Below are 23133 nucleotides of genomic sequence, written 5' to 3'. Positions count from 1 at the left end.
TGCCAAGGTTTTGAAGGAATTTTAATTATATGCTAATGATAATTATTATCAACAAGGCAAAGTAATTTTTATTAATCCACCTGAGTCTGTGTTGTGACAACTCAGTTGTCCATCATGTAACTCCACAATGGTACGGCTAAAGGTTAAACCTATTCCCTGCCCACTTTCTTTGGTGGAATAGAAAGGAGTAAGCATGTTATCTAGGTTGGCAAAGCCCGGGCCATTGTCTTGTACATCAATCACCGCTTGTTGCTGCTGATAATAAGCATGTAGCGTCAACTTGGCACTTTCACCACTGGCCTCAATGGCATTTTTAACTAAGTTAATCAGCACTTGCTCAATTAAGGCTTTATCGAGATTGAGCGTATTCACAGTGCAATTTACTTGGATGTCGGTATCCTCAAATAACGCAGCAACAGAAGACAGTAACAGCATGATAGAGACTGACTCCCGATCTAGCCTTGGGGTTTGCGTAACTTTGGCGTATTGGCTCACAAATTGTTGTAAATGCTGGCAACGCTGACCTATTACACTTAGCGCATGCTGCTCTTTTTCGTCCTTTGCTCTTGCTAATAAGGTTTGCGCTAGGGAGCTGACGGGCGTCAAACTGTTGTGGATCTCATGACTTATTACTCGGATTAAATGTTGCCAAGCAGCCAGCTCCTTTTTACGTAATGCCTTAGTAATATCGAGTGCGACAAGTAAAGAAAACTGCTTACCCTCTTGAAAGAATTCACTACTTTGCAGCTGCCACCGAGATTGCTGCGCTGTATCTGCAAAATGCCAGTGATTATCTTGTTGCACCAGCCCAAACTGAGCCGCGCTTATTCCCTTACACTCTAACCAAGGGCGATGATAAAGCGACTCAAATGCACCATTGGCATAGGCAAGTTTGAGTTTTTCGTCAAACATCATAATAGGCGTATTAAGGCTGTCTATTAGCTGATAAATGATAAACTGCTGACTATGATAGCGGCGCTTTTGACTGTGTAGCTGTGCACTTAAGGCCAGTAAGCGCTGTTCAAATTCGGCTACCACGCCCGCTGTATAATGTGGCTTAATAGTTTGCGTAAAATCACTTTGTGCAATCGCTTCCAGCTGCCAATTAGCACGCATGGCAATGCGTTTAAGGTGAGACAACAGTATTTTTTGTAACCCGCCCAACAGCCCCAACACACTCACCGATACGGCAGCTACCCACGTTATCTCTAGCTGTAATTGCAGAAGCAGCAAAGTCAGTAAAACCGTACAGCTAATGGTTAACAGCGTACAGTAGGCCCCAAGCCGCCACTCAGCGCTAGCCAGATGTTTTAAGGCCATATTTTTCCAAACGCCGATAAAGAGAAGAGGCCGTGAGTCCAAGTATTTTAGCGGCTTCTGCGACATTGCCTTGAGCGCGTTGCATCGCTTGCTCCACCATTTCTTGCTCCACTTGTTGCAAAGTCTTGCTTGGCATATCACTGATCACTTTAGGTGCGGCGGTAAAGCGTAGTTGGCAATCACTGAGCTCAATCTGCAAGCCTTCCGCCATTAACACGGCACGCTCCATGACGTGACTTAACTCACGCACATTGCCGGGCCAATTGTGTTCAATCAACACAGCTTTAACCGCAGGGCTAAGTTCACGAATTGGCTCACCATACTGCGCACAGAATTTAGCGACAAAATACTCAGCCAACGGCACGATATCGCCAAACCGCTCGGCGAGCCTCGGCACTTCAATCACAATTGTATTGATGCGATATAACAAGTCTTCTCGGAACTCACCGGCTTTCACTAAGTCGTCAAGATTGGTGTTGGTTGCGCAAATAAGTCGACAATCCGCTTGTTGCGTCTGACTGCTACCCACAACTTCATAACTGCCATTTTCCAGCACCCGCAGTAATTTTGCTTGTAAAGGAAGTGGAATAGTCGCAACTTCATCCAAAAATAATGTGCCCTGCTTTGCCATTGCAAAACGACCAACACGATGCTGCTTTGCATCTGTAAACGCCCCTTTGCTATGACCAAACATCTCACTTTCGAATAATGATTCTGGCACCGCGCCCATATTCACCTCAACCCAAGGTCCTGCTGAACGATTAGATTGTTGGTGTAACCACTGAGCTAAATGACTTTTCCCCGCGCCACTTGGGCCGGTAAGTAGCACCCTAGCGTCGGTTTTTGCTACTTTGGCAAGCTGCTTATATAAAGATTGCATCGCCTGAGAGCGCCATTGAAACGCGCCGCGCTCGCTGTGTTTTGCTACGATATTCGCTTGCTTTAATGATATTTTGAGTTGTTGCTGCACGGCTTGCAGCAGCTGCTGATTGTCCCATGGCTTTTCGATGAAGTCGCTCGCACCAAGCTGCATTGCAGACACCGCTAACGCGACATTTCCCCAACCGGTAATACAGATCACAGGCACATTAAGATTGGAGTCACGTAGCCAGCGCAAAAAGTCCAGCCCTTCATTGCCTGAGGTGGTATCTCGGGAGAAGTTCATATCGAGCAAGGCTAATGACACTTGCTTAGCGGTGAGCAGTGGCTTGGCAAGTTCAAGGGTTGCCGCCTCAATTACATTGAAACCTTGATCTTCTAAAAAGAATACGGCGCTGAGGCGTACTTCGGCGTTATCGTCGATAACCAGTATTGTGGGCTTTTCCATAGGGGGAATTTTTATTGTTATAGGGTTTCAGCGGAGCATAGTGTGCTCCGCGAATATAAAATTATAACCAACGGATGATTGTACTTAAGGTATGGCTTTCACCTGGTGCAAGTTGCACGGCATCGTCCATTACGTTACAAGCTTCTAAGCACAACATCTTGTGGTATTCATCATCATTAAAGTTGCTTAAACGCTGTGACTTTTCAAGCCATGGGTTCCAAAGCACACAAGAAGTTGAGTTTTCACGTTTTACTTCAATAATGCCCGCAGGCGTGTTGATGGTTTGCACTGGGCTTGCTTGGGTGTACACCATATCGGTTTCGCGGGCAAAGCTAACCACTTCGGTTTGCTCAAATGGACCTTCACCAAATTCGATATATTTCGCGCCTTGTAACCCGTCTACTGTGGTATTACTGACTTCTGGCGTTGGGAAATACGTATGTAAGGCTTGCGTTAACGTAAATGGCGCATCACCAGTATTGATATTGGTCAGTCGCACTTCAAGCTTGTCTGATAACACAAACTCGACCTCTAATTGTGACGTGTGTGGCCAGTATTGCGCTTCAACTAAGGTCATCGGTAGTGTGAGTTTAACGGTAATTTCATCGCTTTTTTCTTCAACACTGTGTGCGCGCCAAAGTAGCTTGCGAGCAACCCCATGAATTGGCCAATCCGCTTTGCTATGGACACCAAACCAAGGCCAACAGATTGGAATACCACCGCGTACTGGTTTGCCTTCAAGGTAATCTTCCGCCTCAGAAACCCAAATTAAATTGCCTTTTCCTGCTGGTGTAAACTCGGTTAGTTGCGCACCCTGTAAAAAGATCTTCGCTTGGCAAAATGCACTGTCGACCCAAATATACTCAAGTCCGGACTCGGTGCGCTCGATTGAAACTGAAGGTGATAATTCCATGGTGATTCCTACGTCAACTCAATGATATGCCTACCTTACCACTTAAATACTACGAGTAAACTGTTATCCATCCAATTTGAAAGTTATTCAATTATACCAATGCGGTAGCACCGTGAGAGTATTACTCTCACGGTTTATGGAACTTGAGGATTGGGCTAAAGCTATACTTTAAATTTGCCCACCAGCTCTGTGAGCGTGCTCGACAATGAATGTAATCTCACGCCATTTTGATTGGTATTCACAGCGATATCACTCACGCTATCCGCAGCATTTTTAATTTCCACCACGTTGCGATTAATGTCTTCAGCAACATGTTGCTGCTCTTCAGCTGCGGTGGCGATTTGCGTGTTAAGGTCGCTAATATTGACAATCGCTTGGGTAATTTCACTAAATTGTTGTTGCGCTGAGTTTGTCAGTTCAACCGTTTGCTCCGTACGTGTTAGGCTGCGCTTCATTTCTCCCGACACCATTTCTGTCATTTTTCTAAGCTTATCAAGCTGAGAAGCAATTTCTTCCGTCGATTCAGAAGTACGCTGCGACAACGCACGTACTTCATCAGCCACTACAGCAAAACCACGGCCATGTTCACCTGCCCGTGCCGCCTCTATTGCCGCATTTAACGCTAAAAGATTAGTTTGCTCCGCTATGCCTCGGATCACGCTGAGTATCGACATAATATTTTCGCTTTCGGTGTCGAGCTGCATAATATCTGCGGTTGCCTTGTTGATCACTTCAGATAATGTTGTGACGCTCTCGACAGACTCTGTGATCACCCTTTGGCCCAGCTCAGATGCTTGCTGAGTTTGTCCGGCCAGCTCAGCCGCATTGGCGCAGCTTGCCGCCACTTCGTTTGCGGTTGCCGCCATCTCATTAATTGCGGTGGCAGCCATTTCAAGCGCTTGCTGTTGTTGACTGGTAGCGCCCGTGAGCTGATCAGATTGTGAAGCGGTTTGTCGTGAGGTTTCATTAACTTGCTGTGCACACTCATTGATTTGCGTCACCAACTCAGCAATGAGATTTAAAAACAAATTAAAGCTCGTCGCCAGTTTGCCTGTTTCATCCTGAGCTTTAATGTCTAAACGCTGCGTTAAATCACCACCGCCTTGCGAAATTTCAGTTAAACCGTCACTCACTTCTACAATGGGCGCTGAAATCAACTTAGAAATATAACTTGCTAGCAACAAAAATACGGTGATCAGGACAGCACTTAGAATCAATATCGTCAGCGTCATCGCATTGGCTGCAGCCATTACCTCACTTTTTTCAACTAAACCAATAAACTTCCAGCCTAATTTGGGTGCTGTATAGATGTTGGCAAAGTAGTCTTGCCCGTTAATTTCGAGCTCAAATAGCCCATCTTTATTTTGAGCCAATTCACGATAGCGGCCGTTCGCAATGTCTGCCAACTTTTTAAATCTATGTTCGGAGAACTTGGCATCGACCAGCACATTTCCAGTGTCTTCCACTAGCATTAAGTAGCCAGTCTCGCCCAATTTGATATTGCGGATGATTTTGGTCAGCCCTTGCAGTGACACATCCATACCTTGGACACCCACGGTTTGACCATTGGCAGTAACCGCTTTTACCGTCGACACAATCACCATATCATCCGGCGCCCAATAATAGGCGCTAGTGCGGATCGTCTCACCATTTCCCGATTGCCCTGTTTGATACCAAGGACGCTGTCTAGGATCGTAGTTTGCATTCACTTCACCTAGAGGCCATTGAATATAACCACCTTGCTGATTCCCCATGTAAATATAGGCAATGCCGGGGTGCGTGTTACCAAAGTGCTCAAATAACGAATATGCTGCTTGCTCTGTTTTACTTCCTACTTTGGAATTAAGTCGAGTGGTGCTGGTTGAATCCATATAAGTTTTCACGTCTTGCTGCGCGCTCAAGACTTGTGCATGGGTTGCCAAATAGTCTACGTTTTTTGCAATTTCATCAAAAAACATCTGTATGCCATTCTCAACCTGTAGCGCCTCTCGATCACTGAGCTCCGAGAAGGTCTCTATTCCCTGCTGCCTAGTTTGACTGATAATAAGCCCCGCGATGATTAACAAAGGAAGCGCGATTGCCGTTGCGAAAGACAGCTTTAATTTTTGCGATATATTCATGAATAAACACCATTTCACAGATAGTAAAAATATAGTGAGGGATAGGCTATTGGGCAAGAATTACATACAAATGTGATCACTTGTTCGTCTTACATTCATCTTAGGTATGGTTAAATGCTGGGTAACTTTGAGGTCAGATAGGCCGCAGTGTTACTATGGATAATTCAATCAAGGACCATAAATTTATTTGCTTTCTGCAAGGATAGCTTTGGTGGTCTACAATTTGTAAGAGGTTTTTGCGCTCAACCATTTAACAACGGGACAACTATGTTAAAACTTTCAACCATCTCACTCGGATTAGGTCTAGCACTTTGCTCTAATTCAGTGCTTGCCGAAAACTCAGAAATTGACGCGCTAAAGCGCCAATTGGCTGAACTTCAGAAGAAACTCACGCAGCTAGAACAAAAAGAGCAGGCGCGAGCACAACAGGAAAAAGTCGCTAAGGCTGAAAAAGCCGAAGCAAAAGCTGAAATTAAAACTCAAGTTGCAGCAGCTGAAACAAAACCGACCATCAAAGTCGGCGGCGCGATCAGAACAAACTACAGCCATACGTCTTATGACGATGACAACAAGAACCGTGGTGGCGATTTTGACTTCGATATTTTCAGGTTGAACTTCTCTGGCAATGTCGGTGGCTTTGGCTTAAATGCCGAAATCCGCTTTTTCGACTATATGACTGCGGTAAAATACGCTTACCTAGACTATGACTTTGCCGACCATTGGCAAGCTCAGGTTGGTATGACTAAAGTACCTTTTGGTAACTCACCTTACAATTCACACAACTGGTTCTTTAACACTACCTATTATATTGGTCTTGAAGACGACCACGACATGGGGGTGGTATTTAAACGTAAAGTGGCGGACAACTGGCAGCTTGACCTTGGCTTTTTCAAAAACGATGAGCTAGGTGGTGTGGACGGTTACGTGGATGACCGCAGTGATCGCTACTCTTATGACGTAGTGGGTTTCCGTAAAGCGGGCGATGGCGTTTATGACGACCCAACGCAACCAATCGGCGAATATAACACCTTTGTTGGTCGTTACGCGTACCATATTGAACACAACGGTGGCACAACTGAAATCGGCGTCTCTGGCCTTGCCGGTGGCCTTCACGATGGTAATGACCGAGCAGGTGATTACAACGCGTGGGCACTACATTTAAATAGCAACATAGGCCCTTGGAACTTACAGTTACAACACGGTGAATACCATTACGATATTGATGATGTAAACCGTATGGCAGTAGGTGCTTATGCATTTTATGATTCCATCGCAGCAGAAGCCACCATGTCGAACTTTAATGTAGCGTACAACCTGCCAGTTGAGTTCGGTCCAATTACCGATCTGCAATTTTATAACGACTTCGGTATTATTTACGACAAATCCGATAACACTGAAGACACTTGGATGAATGTCACAGGTGTGTCACTCGCTGCGGGTGCATTCTTCACCTATGTTGATTTAGTTCACGCGAAAAACCAGCCGTTTATTGGTGGTTCAATCGCAGGCGATAGTGACGAAAGCGAGCGTCGCTTCAACATTAACTTCGGTTATTACTTTTAATCTTTGGGATTAATTTTAGATATTAAATGAAAAAGGCGATGCACTAGTTGGCGCATCGCCTTTTTATTTCCTTGTTTTCTGTCATACCAATAAGACCAACGTTAGTTTGTGGCTGCCCTCCAACCAAGGCGTTCCGCTTCAGCGGCGGCAAATTGAGGTAAGTCTGCGGCGATAAATTGTTTGTGCAGTATTTGCACACCAAGCAAGTGATTGATCACGGCATCTAGTTGCACTTTGAGTGAATCATCTGCGTCTGGCGATTCATGTAACTCAAATAGCGCATTTACCGCTTCAAAGTCTAATAAGCCTGCGGCTTCTACAGCTTGTCTAGATAAGTATTTATCGGCCAGCACGCGCATTGCCGCCCATTTTTTCTCATCCGAGTGCGCCGGTGGTGCCATAAAAGCAAACTTTTCTCGTTCATACAGTACTTCTGGCAGCAGCCCTTTCATCGCTTCACGTAACACATACTTTTCTTTACGATCTTTAATGCGATATTGCGGGGGAATGGTAAAGGCAAACTCTGCGAGGTGATGATCCAAAAAGGCAGGCCTTGCCTCCATCGAATTGGCCATATCGACCCTATCTCCACCCCAAGTTAATATTTGCCCTTCAAGCATGGTTTTAATCCACACATACTGGGCTTTATCGAGTGGATGGCGAGACTCTAACATGGCATCATCTAAAGTCTCAGCGATTGCTTTGCCTGCGTCATAACCCGTGAGTATTTCTCTGTGTTCGGCGGCAACGAGTTGATGGGCAAAGTGACTGCATGACAGCCAAGGCTGCAAACAACTTGGTGTGAAACCAACCACCTCATCTAATGCTGCACTATCGTATTGCTCACGGGAAAGCATAGCCCCCTTAAACAACTTATTGCTGTCTTCCAGCATGGTTTGCCACTGGGCTTTTTCGGTGTCATCAAGTTCATCTAAGCCATATAAAAACAGGTCTTTTCTAAATGCTGGATAACCCGCAAAAAGCTCATCGGAGCCTTCTCCGGTCATCACAACTTTATAATTAGACTCGTTAACTTGCTGGCTCATCAAATACTTAGCAACACCAAGCGTGTTATAAATAGTTCGTTCGGTATGCCATAAGGTTCGCTCGAAATGGCCATATAGCTCGTCACCGCTTAACGACATAATATGATGATCGGCCTTGGTGGCTTGCGCCATTTGCTTTGCAATCGGCGTTTCGTCGTACTCAGCACTATCAAAGCCTATGGTAAAGGCCTTAATTGGTGCTTGTGCCGCAGCTGAAGACAAACCCAAAATAGCGCACGAGTCTATGCCACCACTTAAGTAACAACCTACCGGAACGTCCGCCGTGAGTCTCAACTGCACCGCCTCTAGCAGCTGTTTGCGCACGCCATCAATGTAATATTCTTCATCTTTGCTGTTCAAATACGATTGCGCCGTTGGAAAGTTAACATCCCAATAAGGTCTATCTTCAATGCTAAAACCTTGTTCGCTTCTGGTGATGCTAACAACATGTCCAGGTTTGATTTGATGTACATTCGCAAATGCCGTGCTGCCAGGCACCATGACTTGGATCAGTTGATGAAATAGACCTTCACTTGAGAATCGACGCTTAACTTTAGGATTGGCAAACAGCACTTTCAGTTCTGAGCCAAACACAATTTCGTCGTCTGCTTGAGTGTAGTACAAAGGTTTAATACCAAAGCGGTCTCTCACCAAGTGCAACGTATCGGTTTGCTGGTCATACAACGCAAACGCGAACTCACCGCGCAGATGCGTCAGCATCTCATCGAGACCAAGCTGCTGATATAAGTGCATAGCAATTTCTGAGTCGCTTTTACTTTGGAACCTTGCCCCTTTTGCTACCAGCTCAGCTCGGATCCGCGCGTAATCGTAAAACTCACCGTTGTGAGCCAACATTAGACGCTTGTCAGAACTAATAAAGGGCTGCCGCCCTCGCTGCTCGTCGAGGTCGATTATCGACAGTCTGGCGTGACTAAATCCCACGCCAGCCATTTGTTTATAGCCAAAACCGTCGGGGCCACGATGATGTTGAATGGCTGCCATGTTTACTAATAATTGATTATCTACTTGTGTTTGCGCTTGCGTTGAAAAAATACCAGCAATTCCGCACATAATATCTCCCTAAATCACATCCATCACAGTACTGGCGCGCTGCACCATACAGGTCAATAAGGCTTGGCGTAAAAAGACGGCACCACGTGCCTGACTAAAATACCAATTGTGTGGCGTGGCATCTAAACTGGTGCACAGCTCTTCACCTCGAGCCAGAGGATGAAGCACTATCGCATCGGGCTTAAAGGGGGAATCTGCGCTCAATTTAAACGACTTTCCATAGGTTTCGAAGCTTTCACCAACCCATGCAATGGAATTGATATACACCACATCAAGCTCAGGTAAAACGGCGTTCAAGTCATGGCCGATAGACACTTTGACCCCCGCTTCCTCTAACTGGGCTAATTGCTCGCTCGACACCGCTTCCTCGACACTCTCGTCGTAGAGCAGGAATATTTCGTCCACAATACGCGGAAAATGTGTAAACATTTTCAGCAGGCTACGCACCGTACGCATTTGGCTCGGCACGCCAATCACGCCAATTTTTATAGGGCTAAAGGCTTCGCTGTCAGGGAGTAATAACGACGGCCGCCATTTGAAGATAGTGTATAGATCAGACATCGCTTGTGTTGGGTGCTCATCAATGCCATTACCAGCGTTGATAATTGGGATCCGTAGGCTGTGGATCATCTCTTCAATAGACTCCACAGAGGTGTCACGTAAAACGACACAATCGCCATAATTATTGAACATCTCGGCGACATCTTGCAGCGACTCCCCTTTCGCAATGCCTGTTGAGGAGCGATCGGTGATCGACATAATATCGCCCCCCAAGCGGTGCCATGCACTTTCAAACGACAGACGGGTGCGAGTGCTGGGTTCATAAAACGCACTGATCAAAATTTTGCCACTAAGCGGCGAGCTGAACCTTGCAGGGTTACTTTCATATTTCGCGGCGAGGCGGAATAACTGGATCAGCACGTCTCGGTCAAGGTGGTCGACACTGATAATGTGCTTATTCTCCAAACAATGCAGCCTGTCCCCGTCTTCTTGTATCGCTCTGAGTAATGCTTTGGGATGTGCATCCCCGTAAACATCCGGCTGCGCTCGATTAAACTCTACTTGCTGCGCACTTACCATAACTGCCTCTTTTTAAAATCAATAAGGAACATAACGACAAGGACAACAGGACATAAACAACTGAGCACTATGGCCAGCCAAATTAAACTAGAAAATGCGCCCAATGAGATCATACATCCTCCACTTTGCTTTGTGTGCCCAACGCTTGCCAATGGAATGATTGCTGACTAAAACGCCAAGCAATCACACAAATTAATAACGACACCGCACAAGAAACTAATGCGGCGACATAAAAGCCAATATAAAAATACCCAATCAAGCCAGATAGCGTGCCAAGCAACATAGCCCAGCCAGCGCTATTTCCCGTCATTCGCGCAAAGTACAAACCAAATACGATAGGCCAAATGGTGCTGGCGACGAAGGCACCAGCGAAGTTCAACAAGGCACCCAGCGTGGCGATTTTTGGTAAACACAAAAGCCAAGTTACTACACCTAAGGTGACAATGATCCACTTAGCACTTTTTAAGCGTTCGCTATCGCTCGCCTTTGGTTTGATGTATTGCAGGTAAATATCTTGATTGATGAGATCTGACGTTGCGGCGAGCAAAGAGTCCAAACTCGATGCTAGCGCTGAGAACACCACAATGAACAGAATGATCGAGCCGGTATAGCCGAGCACTTGGCTTGCAACCAAGGGTCCCACCATATCGGCGCTAGCGGGATACAAACCTAAACTCGGCGCTGCCAGCGCAATAAACCCAGTTACGATGGGGATCGGTAGCCACAGTAGTCCTGCGATAAAATACGCCTTTTTGCCCACCCCACCTTTAAATGCAAACGCCCTTGACCACCATACGTTGCTGTGAAAAATTTCTCCTAAACCAAAAAAGATATTGTTGAATAAAAACATCACAGCGGCAGGAAAAAGCAGGTCGAGTAGCTTGGGGTGGTCGCTACTGAGTTTTTGGTGAATTGGTTCAAGCCCAACATTCATCGCCACGACAATGGCAATTCCGACGACACCTGCCAAAATAATAATGGCCTGTAGAAAGTCCGTGGCGATCACCGCTTTTAGACCGCCAAAGAGCGTGTAGACCACACACATCAGCAGAATAATCGACATACCAAGGTGATAATCTAAGCCACTTAGGGTGTGTAGCAAAATGCCACCGGCCATGCCTAGGCTAACGAGCCAACTCATGGCATACACGAAAGAGATCAGCAAAAAGACCCACCAAGAGAAACGCCCAAACCGCAACCGCATGAAGTCGCCACTGGTGTAGCCGTGGGGTAGTAAAGTTTTGATGCGTTGGCTTAGCGGCGCAAATAGCAGCAATCCGAATGCGGCACAGGCGTAGCCTATCATGCCCCAAATACCAAACTGATAAGTGAGCTGTGGGGCAACTAAAGTGGTATTACTGGTGACCCAAGTTGCCATCGCAGTGGCACAAGCAAAGGCCAACCCAACATTTCTACCGGCCAGCGCAAATTCATTATGTGACTGCACGCGCCTGCCAATCCACCAGCCAAAAAATACCCATAGCAAAGCAAACGCTAGGGCAAGACCGAGCGCCAATGAAGCATTTATCATACGCTTTCCTTATCGTGCGTTTGCTTATTACCCACCATAATCATCCCTACAAGTAGCACAAATAAGCACAAGCCCAGTACAAACAGCGCAAGCGCCAGCGTTAACTGATGATGTTTGACTGAAAATGAGACCGACGTTTGTGCCGAGTTAGCAGAGGGACTACCTAAGGTTGCGAGATAATCACCATCAGCCAAGCCACTAATGGTTACCGCTTGTTGAGTCGGCTGAAGCGAAAGGGAGAGGGAGTAAGGTTCCGAAAGATGTTGAATGGATAGCTGTGTTGGTTGTTGTAGAGGGGGACCTGTACGCTCAATGTGTAGCGTAATAAACCCAGCAGTCACGACCTCATCGCTCACCCTCAGCGAGGCGGCAAGCCCATTAAAGCTCGCAGCAAGTAAGACCAAGGTTACTACTCGGGCGATCCACATCCTCATAATCCCTAACTGCGGTTATCCAAGTCCGAATTCGCCGCAAGTTTTGCTATCCACATTATTCTAGTAGTAACAAAGACTAGCCCAAGGATCAAATTTGTCTAGTAAAGCCTCACCCAATTTCACCCCAGCCTTACATTTATTCTTTTGTTTTTATTGCTCTTTTTTGAACACATTGCAGCAGTAAATTACTCCCAGCTTCAACATCATGCCAATGACTCCATTCGTCTGGCGCATGGCTAACGCCGTTGAGTGATGGAATAAATATCAGCCCCGTGGGACACACTTCTGAAAAAAACTGGCTATCGTGACCAGCACCACTTGGCATGATTTGATAATTCAGCGACAAGGTCTCTGCCTGTTGACTAATAAATTCCACCATCTCAGGTGTACACTTCATTGGAGACAACCAACTCACCTGCTCGTATTCAAACATTAAATGGTGTTTTCGAGCGATGGCTGAAAGCGCTTTACGACAGGCAATTTCAAGGTTCTCCATCACCGTTTCGTCCATATCACGCGCGACGATGGTGAAATCCACCTCTCCAGCAATCGTATGTGCAAAACCCGGCTTTAATTCTGCCTTACCGACGGTGATCCTCGTGGTATCTGTGCCGTCCTCTGCAATAATACGGTCTAACTGGTAGGCAAAGTCAGCCAACCCCATAAAGGCGTCGCTGCGCATCTCCATGGGGGCTGTGCCTGCGTGGTCGGCCTTTCCAATTAATTTCACCATCCATTTAAATACCCCCGAAATCCCCTCCACCACACCAATTTGAATGCCTTTTTGATCAAGCACGGGCCCTTGCTCTATATGTAATTCAAAAAAACTATTTATTTGCTCAGGTTCTAGCCTCGCATTCAGTGCATCCATAGGGTCTAACCCTTGCGCGCGCATGGCATCACTAAGCATACAGCCATCCGCATCATGACTTGTGAGTAATTGGTGAGGCGTTAACTTCCCGGTGAGCGCTTGTGCCCCGATCATGCCGCCAAAGCGCCCTTCTTCTTCACTGGTACCGATGACCCAAATCGGCCTATCCAATTGCACATTGTGCTCTTTTAAAATACGAATACACTCAAACCCCGCAATGACGCCCAAAGTACCATCAAACATGCCACCTGCTGGCACACTGTCGAGATGGGAGCCGATGATCACTGCGGGTTTCGCTGCGATATCCGGACAGGTCATTTCAATAATCACATTGCCAGCGCCATCCATACGACTCACAAATCCTTCGCTTTGTGCGCATTCCATCAGCCATTTACGCGCTGCAAAATCCTCATTGCTAAAACCTTGGCGATAAATTCCCTTATCTTCATGGTTATAGCCGAACTCCGCGAGCGCAAATAAGGTAGACTTTAGACGTTCTAAATTTACTTGCATACTTTGCCCCTCAACGTTTCAGTCGCACCACTTCCCTGTATTTAACCTGAGATCAGATTCGCTATTTCAAACACTGATGTCCGACTGATAATCTCTTTGCTTTAGCTTAGTTGAAAATTCGCGAATTTCAGTCGCTGTGATATGCTTTTAATAATTGGCTTCTGGTTAACAATGTTGGCTCAGGTCACCGTGATGCGCTGCCAGTTCAGCACTCCCGAAATATGAGGATGCCTATGCGTAAGAAAATCCCCCTATTCAATCGTTGTTTTTGGCTGCATGTTGCTGGCATCGTCTTTGTTGGTCTCGGCTTTATCGGCATGGCACTGCCTGTTATGCCTACCACCATCTTTTTTATTCTTGCCCTTGCTTGCTTTACCCGCTCTTCTCCTAAGTTAGAAAACTGGCTGCTTACCCACCCCAAATTTGGCCCGAGTCTGCTTGCATGGCGACAACATCAGGTGATCCCCATAAAAGGCAAGATTGGCGCGGCGGTTGGCATGAGTGTTGGCTTACTGGCACTGAGCTTTAGTGGCGCACCTGTTTGGGTGGTGTGGTCTGTCGCTATAACCGAAGCCGGAGTGCTCAGCTATATTCTAACGCGTCCGTCCATAATTCCTGTAAGCACAAAGTAGTCCCACTTATAACAAACAAAATAAAAACAACAAAAATACATATATAACCCACTATTTACATTAAGTCCCTTTTTAGGGTATATAGTTTGTTCTTGTAAAAGAAACAATAAAAACTGAGATACCATGAAAATAAAAATAACTTATCTAGCTACTTTGCTAGGCATACTTCATGGCACTGCTAGTGCCCAACAAGAATACCCATTATTTCCAGGTGATCCCCTTGTCAACCAACAATGGCATTTGAAAAATACAGGGCAAAATGCTTTTTCTGAGCGAGGTGGTGTTGCAGGAGAAGATCTAAACCTTAGCCTTACTCATGCGCTTGGTATTATGGGAACAGGCGTAACCACCGCAGTCATAGACGGTGGCGTTGAACTTACTCACCCTGATCTTATAAACAATGTAAAACCAGGCTCATGGGATTTCCTTACGAATTCTGCTGATTTAAAACCAGCCAACAGCGGCGATGGTCACGGTACAGGTGTCGCAGGTATCATTGCTGCCAGTGCATTTAATGGCATTGGCGGTCGTGGTGTCGCACCTAGAGCCGGGCTCGTTGGCTTTAACTATCTTAAAAACGGAAGTATGGAAAATTGGTTACAGTCTCACGGCATGTATTCTGATGGTTTCAACAAAGCTTCTTTTGATTTTCCTAGAGTATTTAACCAAAGCTATGGCCGAACCCTTTCATCACCGCAAACATTTAACTACGACTTCTCTCCATGGCTACAGACCTATGAAGATGCTCAAGAAGAGATCACGACTACAAGTCACAGCGGCCGCGGTGCAATTTTCGTAAAATCTGCAGGTAATGGTTACCAAGCTCAAAGCTTTAATGCCAGTGGTTTAGGGCCTGGGTATCTATGGTTTGCAAATCGTAACCATGGCTTACCAATGCAAGATGTTAACTTAGAGCGTATTGATACCAGCTATTGGAATTTGGTTGTGTCTGCTTATAATGCTGACGGTAAACGCTCGTCATACTCTACGGTTGGTTCAAGCGTCTTTGTCAGTGCGCCTGGCGGTGAGTACGGCTCAACCACTCCCGCTATAATCTCTACGGACATCAGTGGCTGTGACTGGGGAAGCAACCCGACCAATCTGCGTAACACCTTACATGGAAGCCATCCACTGGATCCTAATTGTGATTATAATGCAACGATGAATGGCACTTCTTCCGCTGCACCAAACACAACAGGGGCAATTGCACTTATCATGTCAGCAAACCCGGCATTAACTTGGCGCGATGTGAGACATATCTTAGCCTCTACAGCGCGTAAAATTGATGCGGACAATCCTGGCGTTACATTGACCTTTAATAATGCGGCTGGAGAAGCACAACAATATGATGCGATCCCCGCATGGCAGCGCAATGCTGCAGGTTATAACTACCATGGCTTCTACGGCTTTGGTGCAATTGATGTTGATGCTGCAGTAAATATGGCTCGTTTCTATAATGAAGATAGAGGTAATTTCACTGTCACCCCTTGGCAGCAAGTTAATGCTAATGTCACCATTCCTGACGGTAGCCTTGCTGGCGCAGAAAGTTCGGTACAAATTGACAACGATGTCACCGTAGAAGCCGTACAGATCCGTGTAACCGGTGAGCATACCAGTACCCGTGACGTTGCAATTGAGCTTATTTCTCCATCAGGTACTCGCAGCGTATTAATGACGCCAAGAACAGGAACTATTTCTGGACGCAACGGCTTTAATGATATGCAAATGCTATCGCATCACTTCTATGGCGAACCTGCGCAAGGCCAATGGACCATTCGGTTAATTGATACACAAAGTGAGGACGAAGCCTTTATCTTTGATCCAGTAAGTGGCGCACCGGACATTCGTGCTGTACACAGAAATAATGCGCAAGATGGCCAGCTTACCTCTTGGCAAATTCGTTTTATTGGTCATAACTAAGGAGAACCATTATGAAAGCACTCTTTTTATCAGTCATACTACTTAGTGGCCAAGCTCTTGCGACCGACAATGTGTTGATAGAATTAACTGAGGCGCCACACGGTACTGAAATAAGTATTAATAACCACGCTTTTGTTTCTCTTGAGGGAGATAACACCACGCTAGTTAAGGGATTGAAACTACAATCTCCTTCTACAGGAGAAATCTACACAGTAACGGGTGAAATCATTGTTGAACACTTGCCTCTCGTCAATGCGCATTCTTTTGCTCGCGATAATAGCCTAGTTCTCAGCTATGTTCGTGGTAGTCGTGCTATCTACAGACACACAGACGCACAAACAGATCTCACAACCTTGAATGCACAATTGCGTACACAAGCGGGGGTTTTAAGCACTCAGATAGGCTTACAGCTTGAAGGATTAGAAAGCGAGTGATATTAACGAATGAGAGGCCTACCTCTCATTCTCCTCTAGACATATAATGCGATTCAAGTTGGTTTTGTTACGCCTACGCCAAACCCACTTTCGTTCTGCCTGCCCCAAACTAGCGCCATTTCTTTTATGATTTTATGTTTCTGATAAAGCAGTGGTAAAAAGGGATATTTAAAGCTTTCTACGATACACACTTATACACTTTATGAATTCCCCCTATTTAAGGAACAGATTACACTTAGATCCCGTGATTCGATAACGCGCGACGTCAACATGTTGCAACTGGAGTAATGAGGCTGAATACTATAAAATATTGGGTTTCGAATATTTACTTTATAGTCTTAATAAGAAACCTTCTTCATATGAACTGTTAAGTAGCTCAACTTTACTCACTTGGAATACCGCATACATCTGAAAGACTCATGTATGTTTCGAACTATTGGTAAACGAACTAGATGTTAGAGAAAAAGACGCTTTTTAGCGTGATTTATAGTTTTATTGAGCAACTTGCAAGACGAGGGATCACGGTATTAGTCACCTTAGTGTTGGCTTACTTCCTGACACCTGATGAATATGGCTTGGTTGCCATGATGGCATTGTTTTTAACTTTGGGTCAAACATTGATGGAATCGGGCTTTCGCTCTGCATTGATCCGAAAAGAAAATCTCTCTCAGGTAGATACCAATACTGCATTTTTTGCCAACATTGCCATCGCTGTTTTAGCCGTCGCTATACTATTTTTCAGTGCTCCTTTTGTCGCCGACTTTTACCAGCGCGCGGAACTCACACTGATGATTAGAGTGAGCGCTCTGTCTTTGATTTTTAACTCTCTACATGTCGTTCAAATGGCAATGCTATCACGTGAAATGCAGTTTAATCGGATTTTACGAGCGAACTTTCCAGCAGTTTTTATATCTGGTATCAGCGCGGTTTTTCTCGCCTATCTAGGATTTGGTGTATGGGCGTTAATTATCCAGATCCAGATTACAGCAATCCTAATTGCAGCATTTCTTTGGTGGCAAAGTGATTGGCGACCTACCCTCAGCGTTTCGATGGAATCTTTAAAAGAAATCTATAATTATGGCTATAAAATCCTACTTTCGAGTTTCCTAGATACCTTTTATAAAAACTTTACAGTTATGGTAGTCGCAAAAGTCTTAAGCGCGTCGGTTGCAGGGTTGTATTTTTTTGCGGATCGGATCCGCGAGTTATTGGTTTCACAACTCATAACTTCAATTCAAACGGTTACGTTCCCTGCACTTTCTTCTATTCAAAGTGATAGTGCGCGGCTTAAAAATGGCTACCAACGTGTGATGTCTATCATGACTTTTTTAGTCTTTCCTGTTCTGATTACACTTTGCGCGTTATCTAACCTTATTTTTCAAGCATTACTCCCTGAGAAATGGTTACCAGCGGTACCCTATTTGCAGATTATGTGTCTAACTAGCATGGCTATGCCTTTAGCTTCGATCAATATAAATATTATGAAAGTAAAAGGTCGTAGCGATTGGTTTTTGTATTTAGAGCTGTGCAAAGCAGCCTTGGGTCTAATCGCATTATTTTTTACCTATGAGCACGGCGTAACCGCAATCCTATTCGGGCAATTAGCCAGCCAATATTTAGTTTACTTTCCGAGTGTTATCTTTGCTAATCGACTCGTGGATTATCCACTTAAAGAACAACTTTCAGACTTCATACCGAGTCTACTTATCGCGGCATTCACTGGAATATCAGTGTGGTTGGCGCAACAATACTTAGCTTTAAATGTTTGGGTCGAGCTAATTTTACTCGGCAGTGTAGCTGTCGCCATGTACCTAGCTCTCGCTTTACTTCTAAAGCTAGAAGCAGGAAAACACACTCTTCAAATGCTCAAGAAAGCAAAAAAGAATTAATAGGGGTTATAGATTGAAAACGTTTCTGCTCGTTAATGAGAATGGCTCAGACAATATTGGCGATCATGCTATCAATGAAGGCTTAAAAGCACTATTGAGTGAGGCGGGTTGCAACTATGTCAGTGAACCCTACTCTACCACGCATACTGCCCCCGAAGGTAGTAATGCTGATGAAAGCGTGTCTCCAACATTAAGCCAAAAGTTGCGTAAAACTCTATTTAAATTCAAACCATTTTATCTGCTGATGTGGTTGCTAAAACATAAAGGCAGAATAAAACAAAGCTGCAGCGGTAATTACGATGGCATAATTATTGGTGGTGGACAGCTCATTTTATCTGGCGCTGCATTTCCGCCAGCGTTGTATGCCTGGGCACGTTATGCGAAAAAAAATAAAATCCCACTATATTTATTGGGTGTAGGATGCGGCGAGCATTTTCATCGCAGTGAAACTTGGCTGATCAGCAAAGCCTTAACAACAACCACCCGAATTTGTGTGAGAGAGCATGAGTCTGTCGTTAAGTTAGATAATTACTTTACCGCTAACGCTGAGTTTTGTCCTGATTTAGCATTTGGCTTACAGCCGATTGTAGGTCAAGAAACCCGCAAGGGACTCATGGTTGGAATGACAGATTACGCAGTATTTAAACGTTATCGTCATGAAGTGTCAGCGCCAAAGGTAGAAAGCTACCAAGAATATCTCACGGTCTGGTACGACAAAGTATTAGCAATGCACACGCCTGGTACTCCTATTGTGCTTGCCTCCACAACGCATACTGATGCGCAGTGTAACCGTGACTTATATCAGCGATTAAGTGCTAGTGCAGTGAGCGCTGACGTAAGGTTGATTGATGGCGTGTTACCACTAGAAGCGTACCGCCGCGAGTTATCGGTTATTGATACCGTTTTTTCGGGTCGAATGCACTCCCTCATACTTGGCAAAATAGAAGGCGCGGCCATACAACCATGGGTTATCTCTAAAAAGATTGAAAACTTTTTAGGATTATACGCAGATAAGGACATTATAGAGCTCAAAACGCAGCTACAAGGTATTGTTCGCGAGATTGGAGCACATGGTGAGTAAACCTAAAACGGTGTATTTACTCAGCCACGAACAGCCACCAATGCTTGGTGGCGCAGGCGTCGTTGCGCAAACGATATTTACGGGGTTGCGCGCATTGGGGTTGAACATCACCAAAAGCGTTGCCGCGACACACTTTGCATCCCCTTTTGCTCGCGTTGCTGGCTTCTTTTTTGCTTTTCGCGCTTTGCTATCAGATGTAATCATTATAAATGACCTGTATTACAAGAAGCTGTGGTTAACGCTTTTTCGCGGCTATTGTTGTAGCCGCTGCATCATCTATTTACATGGTTCAGAACCTGAATTTCTTATTCAGGATGCACGCTACCGAGATACCTTTCTAAATATGTGTATCAAGGCACAAAAAGTTGTTGCTGTGTCTGATTACATGAAGCAAAAATTATTAGACAGCATAGCTGATGAGAAAATAAAGACACTTGTTGCGCAGAATACTGTCGTAATACGCAATGGCATCGACACCGAGTGTTTTCAATTGCAGCCGGAAGTTGAGGTAGTCCGTCCTTTAACGCTCGTTACAGCTAGCCGCATTGTAGAAGAAAAAGGGTACATAGAGGTCGCTCAACAAATAGTGAAAATACGTGAGATATTGGATATACCTATTCGTTGGAATATCGTTGGTGATGGCCCATTTAGGGCTGAACTTGAGAGTTACATCAAAACGCTTGGGCTATCTGAGCAGGTTCACTTTCTCGGTCGCTTAAATCATCGCCAATTGGCCACAACATATAATCAAGCCGATATCTTTGTTTTACTCTCAAACTTGCAAGAGTCTCTTGGCTTAGTGTTTATGGAAGCAAGTAGTTGTGGTTGTTGGTCCATTGGCTACAACCGATTCGGTGCCAAAGAAGCCATTATTGCAGGGCAAACAGGCAATTTCATTGATTCGCCAGAAGCACTACCAAACGCTATCGCGAATTACTATCATGATTCGACTGTCACTAGGACACAAATCAGTGTTTGCGCACGTAGTCACTTTTCTGCTGTTCATGCCACTACGCAACTTAAGAACACCATTTTAGGAATAGAATAAATGAACGTAGTTTTTTACCTTGATGATTTATTTGGTGGTGGCGTGCAAAGGCGTACTATGCGCTTATTGCAAGGCATCAAAGATAACGATACAGAAAACGCGCTTAATGTTCACCTCATTGTCAATCAACCTGGAGGTGAAAATAAAGCCATGGTGCCAAAGCAAGTCACTTATCATACTTTGGGTGGCGTGTCAGGCAAACAACTTAAGAGCGAGTTAGGTGCGCAGCTGATATCTTTAAATCCAGATATTGTCGTATGTTGTATGGGTCAGCAGTTTATTCAAGCACTAAAACACAGAGCACATTTACCTAAAGATTGCAGATGGTATGTTATTCAAGCAGTGCCAGTAAAGCTTATTGCCTATAGCTGGCTCAAGAACAAGATAAGAACACTGGCTATCAAACTATTCTACCCACAAGCAGATAAAGTTCTTTGTGTGTCAGATGACGTACGTATCACCGTTGCAAATCTAAGCTCCGCGCTGCAAAAAAAGGCTCATACCATATATAATCCAGTGGTCTCAGAGAACCTCTTAACTCTTGCACAAGAGCATGTAGAACACCCATTCTTTGATTCCAATAACATTGTGTTAGTAGCAGCAGGTCGCCTAAATGTGCAAAAAGACTACGGTACGATGTTGCAAGCATTCGCTTTACTAACACAACAGCATCCCGATAAGCCTTTTAAACTGCTTATTTTAGGAAATGGTGAACTTGAAGAACAATTAAAGACCCATATTGAAGCACTAGGGATCGCAGATAAAGTAGACTTGTATGGCTTTACTGACAACCCATATAAATTTATTCGTAAAGCAGATCTGTTTGTAATGTCATCTTTGTGGGAAGGACTACCAAATGCAATGGTAGAGTCGCTAGCCATAGGTAAACCTGTCGTTTCCTGTGACTGTGTTGCAGGTCCTCGGGAAATTCTAAAAGATGGTCAATTGGGTACACTTGTACCTATGCAAAACCCACAAGCATTTGCTGACGGGATCATAGCTGAACTACAACAAAACCGAGACACTCAAGCGTTGCAAGCTCGAGGTTGGGAATTCAGCGTAAATAATGCAGCGAAAAAGTATATTGCACTCTTTAAAAATGCTGAGTTATAAATTTTTGAGGCAATCAAAGTCACAACCGTCTCATATCAAAAGGTAGAGATATAGATTATGAAAATAACAGTAGTAGGGGCAGGATACGTAGGTATCTCAAATGCTGTGTTACTCGCTCAACACAATGATGTTATCGCTTTTGATGTGGATGAGCACAAAGTATCAATGCTTAACCAGCGCCAGTCACCAATTGAAGATGATTGCGTAACTCAGTTTCTACAAGAGAGGGAGCTGAGTCTAATCGCGACATCTGATAAGCAAATAGCTTATGAACATGCAGACTACGTAATTATCGCCACTCCCACGGATTACGATCCTCAAACTAACTACTTTAATACTCAGACCGTAGAAAGCGTGATTCGCGAGGTTAAAGCCATTAACCCTACAGCTGTCATGGTGATAAAATCAACTGTCCCTGTGGGTTATACAACTCGAATTTCAGAGCAGCTAGATACTAGTAATCTTATATTTTCACCAGAGTTTTTAAGAGAGGGTAAAGCGCTTTATGACAACCTTCACCCCTCTCGCATTATTGTTGGTGAGCGCAGTGAACGAGCTGAAAAGTTTGCCCAACTATTAGCAAACGGTGCCGAAAAGCGCGATATTGCAGTACTTTTCACCGATGCAACCGAAGCCGAAGCTATCAAGCTATTTTCTAACACCTATTTAGCAATGCGTGTTGCCTATTTCAATGAGCTCGATTCTTATGCTGAAATCCATGGCCTAAACACCAGACAAATCATTGAAGGCGTGGGACTAGATCCTCGTATCGGCGCGCATTACAATAATCCATCCTTTGGTTACGGTGGCTACTGTTTACCGAAAGACACTAAGCAGCTATTAGCCAACTACAAAGATGTACCAAACAACCTTATCCGAGCCATTGTTGATGCAAATACCACAAGAAAAGACTTTATTTCTGATGCGATCTTAAGTCGAAATCCTAAAACAGTGGGGATCTATCGTTTAATCATGAAATCAGGATCTGATAACTTTCGAGCATCCTCTATTCAGGGCATCATGAAACGCCTCAAAGCGAAAGGCATCACAGTGATAGTTTACGAACCGGTGCTAGAGGAAGCTGAGTTTTTTGGTTCAACGGTTTACCGTGATTTAGGTGAATTCAAAGCACATAGTGATGTTGTTGTTGCCAACCGAGTTGTTGATGAGATCAGGGACGTCGCTGAAAAAATTTACACTCGGGATCTATTCGGTTCTGATTGAGGA

18 protein-coding genes are annotated in these 23133 nt (G+C 44.8%); 9 read left to right on the top strand and 9 right to left on the bottom strand.

Annotation, left to right across the window (positions count from 1 at the left end):
* Positions 1-48 precede the first annotated feature (48 nt).
* From MHN32_RS07110 to MHN32_RS07095, 4 genes are all read right to left on the bottom strand, one after another.
* Positions 49-1320: an ATP-binding protein gene (locus MHN32_RS07110; RefSeq protein ID WP_239421376.1), complete on the bottom strand. Its 1272-nt coding sequence runs from the start codon at positions 1318-1320 to the stop codon at positions 49-51.
* On the bottom strand, positions 1298-2647 hold the full coding sequence (locus MHN32_RS07105; RefSeq protein WP_010606927.1) for a sigma-54 dependent transcriptional regulator: 1350 nt from the start codon (positions 2645-2647) through the stop codon (positions 1298-1300). Before MHN32_RS07105 ends, MHN32_RS07110 begins: the two co-directional genes overlap by 23 nt.
* Before the next feature lie 61 nt (positions 2648-2708).
* Positions 2709-3560 carry a D-hexose-6-phosphate mutarotase gene (locus tag MHN32_RS07100; protein WP_239421375.1) on the bottom strand — a complete coding sequence of 284 codons (852 nt, stop codon included), beginning with the start codon at positions 3558-3560 and terminating at the stop codon, positions 2709-2711.
* 161 nt (positions 3561-3721) lie between these two features.
* Complete coding sequence (locus MHN32_RS07095; RefSeq protein WP_174170207.1) at positions 3722-5680, bottom strand: methyl-accepting chemotaxis protein; 1959 nt, start codon at positions 5678-5680, stop codon at positions 3722-3724.
* 267 nt (positions 5681-5947) lie between these two features.
* On the opposite strand from MHN32_RS07095, the gene MHN32_RS07090 reads away from it, so the two are divergent.
* Positions 5948-7243, top strand: a complete 1296-nt coding sequence (locus MHN32_RS07090; RefSeq protein WP_239421374.1) for a porin — start codon at positions 5948-5950, stop codon at positions 7241-7243.
* Between the two features lie 101 nt (positions 7244-7344).
* On the opposite strand, the gene asnB is transcribed toward MHN32_RS07090, so the two are convergent.
* From asnB to MHN32_RS07065, 5 genes are all read right to left on the bottom strand, one after another.
* Complete coding sequence (gene asnB, locus MHN32_RS07085) at positions 7345-9360, bottom strand: asparagine synthase (glutamine-hydrolyzing) (RefSeq protein WP_235368336.1); 2016 nt, start codon at positions 9358-9360, stop codon at positions 7345-7347.
* A 9-nt stretch (positions 9361-9369) separates the two neighbouring features.
* A complete protein-coding gene (locus tag MHN32_RS07080) occupies positions 9370-10440 on the bottom strand; it encodes an aspartate carbamoyltransferase (RefSeq protein ID WP_010376561.1) in 1071 nt (356 codons plus the stop codon).
* Between the two features lie 109 nt (positions 10441-10549).
* A complete protein-coding gene (locus tag MHN32_RS07075; protein ID WP_239421373.1) occupies positions 10550-11971 on the bottom strand; it encodes a sodium:solute symporter family protein in 1422 nt (473 codons plus the stop codon).
* Entirely contained in the window at positions 11968-12399 is a 432-nt protein-coding gene (locus tag MHN32_RS07070) for a hypothetical protein (RefSeq protein WP_174170203.1), read from the bottom strand. Before MHN32_RS07070 ends, MHN32_RS07075 begins: the two co-directional genes overlap by 4 nt.
* 142 nt (positions 12400-12541) lie before the next feature.
* The gene (locus MHN32_RS07065) at positions 12542-13789 is read right to left on the bottom strand and encodes a Zn-dependent hydrolase (protein ID WP_235368335.1); all 1248 of its coding nucleotides are present in this window, start codon (positions 13787-13789) and stop codon (positions 12542-12544) included.
* Positions 13790-14022: 233 nt separating this feature from the next.
* On the opposite strand from MHN32_RS07065, the gene MHN32_RS07060 reads away from it, so the two are divergent.
* The 8 genes from MHN32_RS07060 to MHN32_RS07025 all read left to right on the top strand — a co-directional run bounded on the left by MHN32_RS07060 (position 14023) and on the right by MHN32_RS07025 (position 23130).
* Complete coding sequence (locus MHN32_RS07060; RefSeq protein WP_010606936.1) at positions 14023-14421, top strand: YbaN family protein; 399 nt, start codon at positions 14023-14025, stop codon at positions 14419-14421.
* A gap of 123 nt (positions 14422-14544) precedes the next feature.
* Positions 14545-16341, top strand: coding sequence for a S8 family serine peptidase (locus tag MHN32_RS07055; protein WP_239421372.1), 1797 nt, complete (start codon positions 14545-14547; stop codon positions 16339-16341).
* An 11-nt stretch (positions 16342-16352) separates the two neighbouring features.
* Positions 16353-16775: a hypothetical protein gene (locus MHN32_RS07050; protein WP_239421371.1), complete on the top strand. Its 423-nt coding sequence runs from the start codon at positions 16353-16355 to the stop codon at positions 16773-16775.
* 452 nt (positions 16776-17227) lie between these two features.
* Positions 17228-18664, top strand: coding sequence for a lipopolysaccharide biosynthesis protein (locus MHN32_RS07045; RefSeq protein WP_010606939.1), 1437 nt, complete (start codon positions 17228-17230; stop codon positions 18662-18664).
* Between the two features lie 13 nt (positions 18665-18677).
* Positions 18678-19745: a polysaccharide pyruvyl transferase family protein gene (locus MHN32_RS07040; protein WP_010606940.1), complete on the top strand. Its 1068-nt coding sequence runs from the start codon at positions 18678-18680 to the stop codon at positions 19743-19745.
* On the top strand, positions 19735-20793 hold the full coding sequence (locus MHN32_RS07035; RefSeq protein ID WP_239421370.1) for a glycosyltransferase family 4 protein: 1059 nt from the start codon (positions 19735-19737) through the stop codon (positions 20791-20793). The genes MHN32_RS07040 and MHN32_RS07035 overlap by 11 nt, the downstream gene beginning before the upstream one ends.
* A complete protein-coding gene (locus MHN32_RS07030) occupies positions 20794-21906 on the top strand; it encodes a glycosyltransferase (RefSeq protein ID WP_239421369.1) in 1113 nt (370 codons plus the stop codon). It abuts the gene before it with no gap.
* A gap of 57 nt (positions 21907-21963) precedes the next feature.
* Positions 21964-23130: a nucleotide sugar dehydrogenase gene (locus MHN32_RS07025; protein WP_010606943.1), complete on the top strand. Its 1167-nt coding sequence runs from the start codon at positions 21964-21966 to the stop codon at positions 23128-23130.
* The last annotated feature ends 3 nt before the right edge of the window (positions 23131-23133 follow it).

The sequence above is a fragment of the Pseudoalteromonas sp. Of11M-6 genome, assembly GCF_022347905.1.
GTDB lineage: Bacteria > Pseudomonadota > Gammaproteobacteria > Enterobacterales > Alteromonadaceae > Pseudoalteromonas.
Note: the sequence above shows the minus strand (reverse complement) of the source record. Positions and strands in the feature narration are given on the sequence as shown.